This is a genomic window from Archangium violaceum (assembly GCF_016859125.1).
GTDB classification, from domain to species: domain Bacteria; phylum Myxococcota; class Myxococcia; order Myxococcales; family Myxococcaceae; genus Archangium; species Archangium violaceum_A.
Map to the genome: position 1 here is coordinate 5674831 of NZ_CP069338.1, position 12639 is coordinate 5687469.

General features: G+C 68.8%; 5 protein-coding genes. 3 read left to right on the plus strand and 2 right to left on the minus strand.

What is annotated here, in order from left to right; translation table 11 throughout:
• Nucleotide 1 precedes the first annotated feature (1 nt).
• Entirely contained in the window at nucleotides 2-994 is a 993-nt protein-coding gene (locus JQX13_RS24365; protein ID WP_203411312.1) for a metallophosphoesterase, read from the minus strand.
• A 109-nt stretch (nucleotides 995-1103) separates the two neighbouring features.
• Nucleotides 1104-7451: an Ig-like domain-containing protein gene (locus tag JQX13_RS24370; protein ID WP_203411313.1), complete on the minus strand. Its 6348-nt coding sequence runs from the start codon at nucleotides 7449-7451 to the stop codon at nucleotides 1104-1106.
• A 302-nt stretch (nucleotides 7452-7753) separates the two neighbouring features.
• Between JQX13_RS24370 and JQX13_RS24375 the strand changes: the two genes are divergently transcribed.
• From JQX13_RS24375 to JQX13_RS24385, 3 genes are all read left to right on the plus strand, one after another.
• Nucleotides 7754-8560, plus strand: coding sequence for a tetratricopeptide repeat protein (locus tag JQX13_RS24375; RefSeq protein ID WP_203411314.1), 807 nt, complete (start codon nucleotides 7754-7756; stop codon nucleotides 8558-8560).
• Between the two features lie 62 nt (nucleotides 8561-8622).
• Complete coding sequence (locus tag JQX13_RS24380; RefSeq protein WP_203411315.1) at nucleotides 8623-10203, plus strand: DUF4388 domain-containing protein; 1581 nt, start codon at nucleotides 8623-8625, stop codon at nucleotides 10201-10203.
• A 59-nt stretch (nucleotides 10204-10262) separates the two neighbouring features.
• The gene (locus tag JQX13_RS24385; RefSeq protein WP_203411316.1) at nucleotides 10263-12632 is read left to right on the plus strand and encodes a GH92 family glycosyl hydrolase; all 2370 of its coding nucleotides are present in this window, start codon (nucleotides 10263-10265) and stop codon (nucleotides 12630-12632) included.
• The last annotated feature ends 7 nt before the right edge of the window (nucleotides 12633-12639 follow it).

Genomic DNA, 12639 nt, shown 5'->3' on the forward strand with positions numbered 1-12639 from the left:
GTCAGGGGCTGACCTGATCGCTTGCCGCGGGGGAGGGGGCTCCCAGCTCCACGCGGCCATCCTTGTAGAGGGCGGTGAGCTTGCCGCCGCGAATCTCCAGCGCGGCGAGGTGGTGGCCGTAACCGGTGCTCAGGCCGGTGTCGATGAACACCGCCTTGCCGCCGCACCGCGTCCGGATCTTCCCATCGCGGTCGGTGGTGTGCCCCATCACCATCCGCTTCGCGCCGAAGCGCCGCAGCACCGCCTCGAGGGCGAGCGTCGCGCTCTCCTCCTCGCCCAGTGCGTAGCCACGGAACCACAACGGCCCCTGCGGGTCCGTCGCACCTCCCGGAGGATTGCCGGGGAACAGGTCCTGCCTCACCCAGCGGTTGAGCTCGGCCAGGGTCTTCGCCGGTACCTCCGGGGCCACCCCGCCGTGCACGAAGAGGGTGTCGTTGATGCGTACCACCGCGGGGTGGGCGCGCAGCCAGCGGCCATAGCGCCCCTGGAGCCCATACGCCGCGCGGTGCCCGTTGAGCCCAGGCTGCGTGCCGGGTGCATCCGGCGTGGGGTCCTGGTCCGCGAACGAGGCCAGCTCACCCGGGGTGGCGTAGCGCAGGTCCCCGAGCATGTTCAGCACCTCGTGGTTGCCCAGCAGCGCGTGCACCCGGCCTCCCGCCGCGCGCGCCTCCTTCTCCAGCCGCATCAGCAGCTCGAAGGCCTCTCGGGTGTGGTCGCCGCGATCCGGGATGTCCCCCGTCTGCACCAGGTGGGTCTTTCCGCCGCTCCACCGGCCCTTCTCGTTGATGAGGCCGGCCAGCCGCAGCACCTCCTTCAACGCCTCCACGTCTCCGTGCACGTCTCCCACCGCCACCACGCGCGCCACGCCGGAGAAGGTGTCGGGGAGCGTGTCCTCCAGTTGGGGCGGGGCCGGAGTGGCTGGAGGAGGCGCTGCCGCCAGGAGCAGCGGAACGAGCATGGAGACGAGGAGCGGGCGGACGAGGGTGGAAGACATGGGGTCTCGCACAGTAACAAGGGATTTCAAACAGGAACGGCGCGAGCAGGTCGATTGCCTGCTCGCGCCGCCCGGGCCCGGCTCGGGGCCGGGGTTCTGACTCCGGAGTCTACTCTCCGGCCATCTTCAGGATGTTGAACTCCACGCGGCGGTTGTTCTCACGGCCGGCCGCCGTCTTGTTGCTGTCCACGGGCTTCTCCTGCCCGTAGCCCACCGACTCGAGACGCTCCGCGGCGATGCCCTCGCGGATGAGGAAGGCGCGCACGTTGGCCGCGCGGCGCTGCGACAGCTTCAGGTTGCTGACGGAGCCGCCCTGGCCGTCCGTATGGCCCTCCACGCGCAGCAGTTGAATCTGCGGGTTGGCGCGCAGCACCGACGCCACCTGCTTCAGCAGGTCGAAGGACCTGGGCAGGATGACGTCCTTGGTGGTGGCGAAGTAGACCTTGTCCAGGATGACGATGCGCTTGGACTCCAGGCGCACCTTGGACTCGCCCTCGTCAGGGCAGCCGTCCTCGTCCTTCACTCCGTTGATGACCTCGGGCTGCATGGGGCACTGGTCCTCCCAGTCCGGCACGCCGTCCTTGTCGTTGTCCGGATCCGGGCAACCGTCCTCGTCCTGGAAGCCGTCGTTGTCCTCGGGCTGGGTCGGGCACTTGTCCTGGTGGTCCATCAGCCCGTCCTTGTCCGTGTCCACCGGCTCCTTGTCCGGGCAGCCGTCGGCGTCCTCGAAGCCGTTCACCGTTTCGGGCTGCAGGGGGCACTTGTCCTGGGCGTCCAGGATGCCGTCCTTGTCGTTGTCCGGATCCGGGCAGCCGTCCTCGTCCTCGAAGCCATCCTTGTCCTCGGCCTCGTTGGGGCACGTGTCCTGGATGTTCGCGGAGCCCTCTCCGACGCCGTCCCCATCCGTGTCGACCTGGGTGGCGGGAGCGGATGCACGCTCACCGGGCTGGGTCCAGTCGAGGCCGGCGAAGACGCGGAAGCCCGGGGTGCCGTAGCCACGGGTGATGCCCGGGCCACCGCCCACATGCGCCGCCAGCCCCGGATTGATGCGGTACTGCAGCGCCGCGAGGAACTCCAGCGGACGCCCCTCCATGTCCGGCTCGTTCAGCCCGTACGCGCCCGCGAGGGTGGCGCGGAGCGCGAGCTTCTCGGAGAAGGGCACCTGGGCACCCACCGCGTACATCAGCTCGTTACCCGTGTGCAGGTTGCGCACCTGCTGCGCGGGCTGGAGGTTGGCGCCCAGGTTGGCCACCACTCGCAGGCCGTTGCCGTTGCCCCACTCGCCCACGAGCTGGGGCCGCGCGCTCACGCCCGCGCCGCCGCGGAAACCATTGCCCCCCGCGGAGGGCAGCAGGACGGGGACGACCAGACCCAGGTCGAACCCGCCCACCGTTAGCAGGTGCGCCTTGGGCACCAGCCGCAGGTCGCCCACGCCTCCGCCGCTCACCCCGTTCTGGAAGACGGGCGTGACGGCGGCGCCGCTCTCGGAGGACTGGTACGTGAGGGGCAGCGCCACGCCCAGCTCGAACCGGTTCCACAGCGAGATGGAGCCCATCAGGTCCACCGTCACCTGGTTGGCGACGATGTCGTAGACGAAGTCATCCTGGCGCGGGTCGAGGACGCCGAGGGGATTGCTCGCGTAGTTGAGCGAGGCTCCCAGGTGCCAGCCGAGGTGCTCGTCCACCCGGGCGCCGTGCACGCCGAGGATGTCCGTGGCTCCCGGGCCGGGCTTGTAGCGCTGCACGTCGATGGCCTGGGACAGCGGGGACGGGGTGGGAGCCTGGGCGTCCGCCGCCGGAGCGGACAGCACACCCAGGAGCCCCAGCAGCCCACCGGCCACCGCGGTGCCACGGCGCGAGGAGCGCCGCGAGCGCATCATCGGCACGGCGAGCATCAGCGCCGCCAGCCACACGAACGGAGCGCCACCACCCGCGGTGCTGCAGCCACGGCCGACGATGCGGAAGTCGTCCGTGTCGTCCCGTGGGTTGGTGTTGTTCCACACCTCTTCACCGTCCGGGATTCCGCCGTCGTCGGTGTCCGCGTCGTCCGCGGCGGTCTCGTCCGAGTCGAGGCGGCCGTCGTGGTTCTTGTCCTCGTCACCGTCCTTCAGGCCGTCCCTGTCGGTGTCGGCCTTCTTCGGGTCGGTTGTGGTGGACGGGTCCGCGTCCGGCACGAAGTTGGGCGAGTCGATGTTGGTGCCCGCGGGAGCGGTGTCTCGCGTCACACCGCGCTCGGTGCCGTCGTTGATGCCGTCGTTATCGCTGTCCGGGTCGAGCGCGTCGATTTTGCCATCCTTGTCCGTGTCGGTGAGGCCGTCCTCGCCATCGATGACGCCGTCGTCATCGCTATCCGAGTCGTTCGGATCGAGGCCGGCATCCACCTCGACCTCGTCGGCGATGCCGTCACCATCCGTGTCCCTGTCGTCCTTGGGGTCGAGCGGATTCGTCTCGCCCGTGTCCACGGCGCCGTTGTGGTTGGTGTCCTCCGAGCCATCGCTCGTGCCACCGCCATCGGTGTCCGCCTTGAGCGGATCCGTTCTCGTGGAGGGGTCCGCGTCGGGCTGGAAGACGGCCAGGTCGGTGCCCAGGCCCTCGGGAGAGGAGAGCCCCTTCTCGGTGCCGTCCTGGAGGCCGTCGCCGTCCGTGTCGATCTCGCGCGGATCCGTCTCGCCCGGGTCCACATCGCCGTCGTGGTTGGCGTCCTCGTTGCCATCCAGGATGCCGTCGTCGTCCGAGTCGTCATCGTTCGGGTCGGTGCCGGAGACCATCTCCAGGCTGTCGGGGAGGCCGTCATTGTCCGTGTCGGCGGGAACGACGTCGTCCTTGGGGTCGAGTGGATTGGTCTCGCCGAGGCTGGTGTCGATGCGGCCGTTGTGGTTGAGGTCCTCCGAACCATCGGACACGCCGCCCTTGTCGGTGTCCGGGTCGAGCGGATTCGTCTGGGTGGTCGGGTCCAGGTCGGACTGGAAGACGGTCTCGTCGGTGCCCGAGCCCTGGGGCGAGGTCAGGCCCTTCTCGGTGCCGTCCTGGAGGCCATCGCCATCCGTGTCGGCCTTGTTCGGGCTGGTCTCGCTGGTGCCGGTGTGTCCGTCGTGGTTGGCGTCCTCGTTGCCGTCCAGGAGGCCGTCGTCATCCGAGTCGTCGTCGAGCGGATTGGTCGTGGTGGCGGGGTCCGTATCGGGCTCGAAGATGGACGTGCTGGTGCCCGAGCCCTGAGGCATGGTCAGACCCTTCTCGGTGCCGTCCTGGAGACCGTCGTGGTCCGAGTCACGCGTGCGCGGATCGAGCTCGCCCGGGTCCACGATGCCGTTGTGATTGGTGTCCTCGTTGCCGTCCAGGATGCCGTCGTCATCGGAGTCGTCATCGTCCGGGTCGGTGCCGGTGGCCTTCTCGATGCTGTCGGAAATGCCATCACCATCCGAGTCGGCCGTGAGCTTGTCGTCCGCCTTGTCGTTGGGATCCGACTCACCGGAGTCGATGCGGCCGTTGTAGTTGAAGTCCTCCGCACCGTCGGACACGCCGCCGTCATCGGTGTCCCTGTCGAGCGGGTCCGTCGTGGTGGTGGGGTCCTCATCGCGCTGGAAGATGGCCCCGTTGGTGCCCAGGCCCTGGGGCGTGCGCAGGCCCTTCTCGGTGCCGTCCTGGATGCCATCACCATCCGTGTCGCGCTTGCGCGGGTCGGTCTCACCCAGATCCACGAAGCCGTCTCCGTTGGCGTCCTCATTGCCGTCCAGGAGGCCGTCATCGTCGGAGTCGTCATCGTTCGGGTCGGTGCCGGTGGCCCTCTCGATGCTGTCGGCGATGCCGTCATTGTCGGTGTCGACACCGATGAGCCAGGTGTAGGTGGCCGGAGTGGGGTCCACGACGCCGTTATAGGTCCGGGCGCGCACGGCGAAGGTGTGGCGACCCTCGGGCAGCTCCGTGTAGGTCTTCGCACTGGTGCACGGCACGAAGGTACGGCCGTCGAGGCTGCAGTCATAGCCGCCGATGTCGTACCTGTCGGGGGGGGCGGTGAACTCGAAGGTGGCCGTGGTGCTCGAGGTCTTGAGCGGCGGCTGGGCGGTGATCTTCGTATCGGGCGGGTCCGCCGCGATGGTGAAGGGGACGTTGGTCGCGGTGCTGATGTTGCCCGCCGCGTCCTGCGCCCTGGCGCCGACGGTGTGCGGACCGTCCAGGAGCGGTTCCGGGGCCTGGAGCGACCAGTTGCCCGAGGCATCCGCCACCACCCGGCCGATGACCTTGCCGTCGACGCTCACGATGACCGTGGAGTTGGGTTCGGCGGTACCGATGAACAGGGGACGCTGAACGGGGAGCTCGGCGCCGGAGGGGGGCTCGGTGATGACGGGCGGAGCGGGTGCCACCGTATCCACCGTGAAGGTGGTGGTCGCTGGTTGACTCGGATTGCCCGCGCTGTCCGTGGCCACCGCGGTGACGGTGTGGGGGCCCTCGCTCAGCGGCGTACTCCCCGTGCAGGACCAGGTGCCGGAGGACGTGACGGCGGCGGTGCAGAGGACCCTGCCAGCCGAATCCTTCACGGTGATCGTGGTTCCCGGCAGGGCCGTCCCGCTGTACGTGGGCGTGTTGTCCGTGGTGTAGGAGCCATTCGCGGGCGTGCTGATGACGGGCACCGGGACGATGGCGACCTCGAACGCCGTGGGCCCGCTACCGCTCGGGCTATGCGAGGGCGTTCTCACCGGATCGATGCCCAGCATGCCTCCGGCCTCGATGAAGGCCTGGTTCTCCACCTTGCCCTCGATGGCGGGCTTGACCTTCACCTGGAAGGAGATGCTGGTGCTCTCGCCCACATCCCCGGGAATCACGATGCCCTTCAGGCTGCCGCCCTTGCTGGCCGTGGCTCCCGTTCCCAGATGGACGGTGAGGGTCCGGGTGGCGGCGTCGTACCATGCGACGTCATCCCCCTTGGCGTCGGTGCGGGGACCGGGAGTTGCGGTGTCGCTCGCCGCCACCGTGAGGACCTTGATGGACTCCGGGACGTACTCGAGCTGCGCGGGCAGCACGTCGATGAGGACCGTGTCCCGGGAGTGGTCATCGCCCACGTTGATGGTGGAGATGGTGTACTCGATGATGTCGCCAGGGCGGACCGTGCCATCGGCGCGGCTGAGATTGCGAGCCGACTTGACGGTGTTGGTGAAGTCCGGGGCCTGGGTGGTAATGGAGGTGACGAAGCCGCCCAGCCAGAACTTGTCACCACTGGTGTTGACCCTCACCGTGGCCGACTTCGTGCCCGCGGCCACCGTGACGTCCACCACGTCCAGGTCCATGCCGGACATGCTTCCGGGCGTGCCGGTGAGCTGGGGACGGTCGTACCTGTGGCTCACCGGGAGGGTGTCGAGCACCCCGTCGGTGCCCGCGTCGAGCCCTCCGAGCGGTGTGTCCGTGCGCACGGTGCTCTTCTGGGTGGTCCAGGAGCGCGTGCTGTTGAAGAAGTTGTTCGCGGGGTTGAGGTCGTTGCTGAGCAGCTTGCCGTTGAACTCGAACGTGTCGTTGATGTCCGGCTCGGGATCATCACCCTCGAAGGCGATGACGCCCAGCTTGGCGTCCTGGGCATAGGCCGGCACGTGGAAGCCGGAGAGGGCGACGGTGGTGCCGGGCGCGCCCGCCACGACCCGCATGCTGTCGAAGAGCTTCAGGTGCCGCTTGTTCGCGCCCGGCTCCTCGTAGAAGACCACCATCCACCAGGCGTCGAAGAGGTACTCGCCGCTCGTGGTGTCGAGGGGAAGGGCCAGCACGTCACTGACCTGGTAGGCACCCGGACCGTAGGCCTTCACGAGGTTCGTGATGTCCGCCGTGGACTGGTACTGGTACTCCGTGACCCCGTCGTACTGGAAGGCGTAGTCGTCGGCGGTGAGGGACTTCTCGAAGCCGGCCACGCCAGGCCGGGACAGGATGGCGGTGAGGTCCGGCGCCTGGACCTTGTCGCCCGCCGATGCGTTGAAGCGGGTGGCCGCCCAGTAGAGGCGCGCGTACGTGACCCTTGCCCCCGGGGGAAGGGTGAGCACCGCCTGGGAGCGGGCCTTCAGGGGATCAGGGGGAGGCGTGACGGGGGTGCTGCCATCGGTCAGGAAGAGATAGGGCCTGGTGGCGGCTCCGGTGTTCTCGACCGTCCAGTCATCCAGGGTCCAGAAGAAGTCCGGGGAGGTATCGCGTTGGGAGCAGCTCCGCTCCCCGTACACGGCTTCATTGGGCGGCGTCGTGCCGACGAGCGGCCGGGGTGTCGTGCTGCGGCAGTCCTGCCCGAGCGTGTTTCCGATGAGCGCGAAGTTGCCGTACTGGTCGCTCCAGTAGCGCAGCTTGGGGTCCGCGTCATTGGTAGGGGCCTGGGCCTGCGCGCGGCCGGCCGTCAGCAACACCAGGAGTGCCAGCAGCAGCGTTGGCGCGGACGTCAGCGCCGCGAGGCCACGGCGTTCGGCCGGGGTTGGCGGGAAAGGAGTTCGCATAGGAGCCACGGGATTGAATCGAGGGGGGTGGATGACCAGGGCGCTCCCTGTAGTGCAAAGCCGAAGCCATCGCGCGCCCGAGTGTTCATCATATGCCAGTCCTATTCCAGGCTCCGAATTCTTGCCTCACGCCTGCCTGGAGGTTCTGGGGGCGGCTTGGGCACCAGGGAGTCTGGGGGAGGTGACGCCTGTGCTCTGCAGGCGGACATGGGCGCTGTAGCGGAACGCCCCTGTGGCGAAACGCCACGCCACACTCCCGGTGGCGTGTGGCGCCTTTGCCCCTCCTGATATGAGGCCACCCCATGAACACCAGTTGGCTCCTGTGGCTGGTCCTCTCCGCGTTGACCGGCAGCCCGGTGCTATCGGCCCTGGCCGTGTTGGGTTTCCTCTGGGTGGCGGACCGCTACACCGTGGGTATCCTCCCGAGCCCCTTCCGGGCACTGGGGCGGTGGCAGCGCGCCTCGAAGCTGCAGCGGATGCTGCAGACCAACCCGCATGACCGCAGGGCGCGCTACGAGCTGGCGGACCTGTGGGTGGGGCGGGGGAAGTACGCGGCGGCGGTGGAGGTGCTCAAGCCCAACCTGGAGGCGGGGGACGACGACGCGGCGACGCTGTTCCTGCTCGGGGTGGCGTACCTGGGCGCGGGGGACGCGGCCCGGGGCGAGCTGTTGCTGGAGGAGGCGTCGAAGCACGAGCCGGGCTACCAGATGGGGGCCATCGACCTGGAGCGTGGGCGCTTCCGGCTGGCGCGTGGGGACCTGAAGGGCGCCATCGAGGCCCTGGAGCGCCTGCGGGCGGCCCGGCCCGGGACGGTGGAGGGGCGGGTGCTGCTGGCGCGGGCGCTCGACCGGAGTGGCCGGGACGGGGAGGGGGCGTTGATGCGCGAGGAGGCCTGGAAGGAGTACGTGATCGCGCCCGGCTTCCAGCGTCGGCGTGAGCGGCTGTGGGCGTGGCGTGCGCGTCCCAGCCGCCCCATCGCCTACGGGGCGGCGCTGGTGGTGGTCCTGGCGCTCGGCTTCTCGCTCGTGAGCCGGTTGTCGGTCCCCGACCCTTCGCCGGACGGGTACGGGTACTACGGCGATCCAGGCATGGCGTCCGACAGCGAGTGAGGCCGCTCCCCCAGTGAAGGGGTTTGGAGGGGCGGGGGGCGGACCTCTAAGCTGCGGGCTCCATGTTTCCCACCCCCGCCCAGGTCCTCAGGCAGCGCGAGGGGGCGCTCGCCGAGACTCCGTTCCCACTTCTCCTGCACGCGCTGGCCGTCGAGGAGCGCACGTGCACGCTGGAGTTGAAGGTGCGCCAGCGCGAGAAGCGCATCACCTTCGAGGACGGCGCGCCCGTGGCGTGCTCGAGCAACCTGCTGCACGAGACGCTGGGCAAGTTCCTGGTGGAGAAGGGCAAGCTGTCCGAGGTGGACTACCAGAAGGCGCTCGCCGAGAGCGTGCAGACGGAGGTGCCCATCGGCGGCCTGCTGGTGCAGAAGGGGCTCATCAGCCCGTTCGACCTGTACAAGCAGATGCAGGCCAACATGGCGATGAAGCTCCTGGACTGCTTCCGCTGGACGGACGCGCGCTTCCGGCTCATCGCCGACATCGAGCCGCCGGACACCAGCGTGCGGATGAACACGGCGCAGCTCATCCTCACGGGCATCGCCAGCGTGATGCCCTTCGACGAGGTGGCCACGCACTTCACCTTCACGGATGACCGGCGTTTCGCGCAGGTGCCGGGCGTGGAGGGGCCTCGGCTGTCCTCGAAGGACGCGCGGCTGTTCCAGGCGCTGCGCTTCCGGCCCACCTTCCCGGAGCTGATGGCGCGCTCGGGCCTGGACACCGACGCCACGCTGCGCCGGCTCTACGCCTTCTGCCTGCTGGGGCTGGCGGACTTCGCGGAGGAGGTGGACAAGCGGCCGCAGCCGGCGCCCTCGGCGATGGCCCACACTCCGGCCCCGATGCCCGGCCCCGCGCTGACGCCACTGCCGGGGACGCTCGAGACGGTGGACCCCGCGACGCTCGTGCCGGCGGGGCCCTCGGGCGTGCCGTTCTCCGACGACGACGAGGCGGTGAAGAACGCGCTGTTGAGCGCCTTCATGTCGCACCGGAGCCAGGATCCGTTCGATCTGCTGGGTGTGCCGGAGAACGTGCAGCCGGTGGCGCTGCGCAAGGCGTTCCTGGCGCTGGCGGACAAGTTCTCTCCGCTGCGCTTCCAGACGGCGGACCTGAAGGAGAAGGCGGAGGCGCTGCTGGTGGGGTACGCGAGGGCGTACGGCGCTCTGTCCGAGACGGAGCAGGCGGCGTTGTGGCGCAAGCGGCGGGCGGCGGCGCGGGAGAAGAAGGTGGGGACGGGACGGCCGTCGACGGAGGAGCAGTTCCGCATCCGGACGGATCTGCTGGACGCGCGCACGCAGTACGACGAGGCGATGAGGCGGCTGAAGGCGGAGAACTACGCGGCCGCGTTCGAGTACTTCGAGTACGCGTGCGACATCGATCCGAAGCCGGTGTACCGGGCGTACCGGGCCTGGGCTCGCTACCTGATGAAGCCGGAGTCACACGGGAAGCTGGCGCTGCAGGAGCTGCTGGACGTGGTGAAGCAGGAGCCCGGGTGCGAGGAGGCGTGGTTCTTCACGGGTGAGGTGTCGCGCGGCGAGGGGCAGTGGGCCCAGGCCGAGGACGCCTACCGGAAGGCCTTCAAGCTGAACCCGAAGAACCGGCAGTACGTGGACCTCATCCAGGACACGATGAAGCGCGTGAAGCGCTGATTCCGCTTCCTCCGAAGGTGGGGGGAGATACCCTCCGCTCCATGCGGAGGGAGAAGACCATGCGGAAGGGCCGTCATCCACGCCTGTCCGGCGCGTGTCGCCGCGGCGTGCTCGTGTTCATCACCATGCTGGGAGGTCTGACCGCGGTGCCCGCCAGGGCCGGCGCTCCGGACAAGGCTTGCGACTCGGTGGACCCCTTCATCGGGACTGGCGGTGATGGCCACACGTTCCCGGGCGCCGTCGTGCCGTTCGGGATGATCCAGTTGAGCCCCGACACGCAGATCCGCCACTTCCGCGAGAGCTACAAATGGGCGGCGGGCTATCGCCACGATGACGGCACCATCCAGGGCTTCTCCCATACGCACTTCTCCGGTACCGGGCACTCCGATCTCGGCGACGTGCTGGTGATGCCCCTCGCTGGCGAGGTCCGGTTGGAGCCGGGCGATCCGGACAAACCGGGCAGCGGCTACCGCTCGCGCTTCAGCCATGACGACGAGAAGGCCGAGCCGGGTTACTACGCGGTCACCCTCTCGGACCCGGGCATCCGCGCCGAGCTGACGGCGAGCCGGCGCGTCGGCCTGCACCGGTATCGGTTCCCGAAAGGGGCTCCGGCGCACCTGCTGATCGACCAGCGCTCGAGCATCTACAACCATCCCGGCAAGGTGCTGTGGTCGCGCCTGCGCGTGCACAAGGACGGCACGGTCACCGGCTTCCGGGAGACCCGGGGTTGGGCGCCGGGCCGGCCCCTGTTCTTCGCCATGCGCTTCTCGCAGCCGCTCACCGGGCACGCGCTGCACAACCGCGAGGAGAAGATTGAATACAAGGGCTTCGCGACCCCAGGACGGGGGACCGATCAGCGCGCGCAGCTGGAGGGCCGGGAGCTGGTCGGCGTGTTCGACTTCGGCGAGCTGAAGGACCGTGAGCTGTTGGTGAAGGTGGCGATCTCCCCGGTCAGCGAGGAGAACGCCCTGCGCAACCTGGAGGGAGATCTGCCGGGCTGGGACTTCGACGCCACCCGGGCCGCCGCGCGCCAGGAGTGGAGCAAGGTGCTCTCGGTGGTCGATATCGACGCGCCCGCTCCGATGCGGAAGATGCTCTACACGGCCCTCTACCACACGATGATCGCGCCCAGCCTGTTCACCGACATCGACGGCCGCTACCGGGGCCCCGACAACCAGGTCCATCAAGCGGAGGGCTTCACGTTCTACTCGACGTTCTCGCTGTGGGACACCTACCGCGCCGAGCATCCCCTGCTGACGTTGATCCAGCCGGAGCAGCGCAACAACGACTTCATCCACTCCCTCATCGCGTCCCAGCGGGTGAGCCCCTACGGCGTCCTGCCGGTCTGGCAGTTCCACGGGTTGGAGACGTGGTGCATGATCGGCTACCACGCGGTGCCGGTGATCGCCGACGCGTACATGAAGGGCATCCGCGGCTACCCGGCGGACCAGGCGCTCGACGCGATGGTGGCCAGCGCCACGTACAAGCCCTACGGCGGCCTCGAGCACTACATGTCGCTGGGCTATGTGCCGATCGACAAGGAGCCGGAGGCGGCCTCCAAGACGCTCGAGTACGCCTATGACGACTGGACCATCGCGCGGATGGCGCGTGCGCTGGGGCGCGAGGAGCTGGCCGCGCGGTTCGAGAAGCGCGCATTGAACTACCGCAACGTGTTCGATCCCAAGACGGGCTTCGTGCGCGCGCGCAAGTCCGATGGTGGCTTCCGCGAGCCGTTCGATCCCGCCGCCGTGGGCTATGGCAGTGACTACACCGAAGGCAACGCCTGGCAGTATTCCTGGTACATGCCGCAGGACACCGCCGGGTTGATCTCCCTGCTCGGCGGCGAGGCGAAGCTGGTGGCGAAGCTGGACGCCGTCTTCAACGCCAAGGTGTCGGCCGAGTCCTTCGCGCACGTCGAGGACATCTCGGGCCTCATCGGCCACTACGCGCACGGCAACGAGCCGAGCCACCACGTCGCCTATCTATACAGCTACGCCGGGCAGCCCTGGCGCACGCAGGAGCGGCTGAAGCAGATCGTCGACAGCCAGTACAAGGCGACGCCCGACGGGCTGGCGGGCAATGACGACTGCGGCCAGATGTCGGCCTGGCTGGTGTTCACCGCGCTCGGCTTCTATCCGGTGACACCGGGCAGCAACGAGTATGTCATTGGCCGTCCCTTCGTCGAGCGCGCCACGCTGAACCTGCCCAACGGCAAGCGCTTCACGGTGGTGGCCGAGAAGCTCGGGGATGCGAATCCGTACATCGGCAAGGTGACGCTCAATGGCAAGCCGCTGGAGCGCGGCTACGTGCGCCACGAGGAGCTCCTGGCGGGCGGCGAGCTCCGCTTCGTGATGCAAGCGAAGCCGAACAAGACCTGGGCCACGAAGCCGGGCAGCCGGCCCTACTCCCTGTCTCCCTACTCGCGCTGAGTCGTCG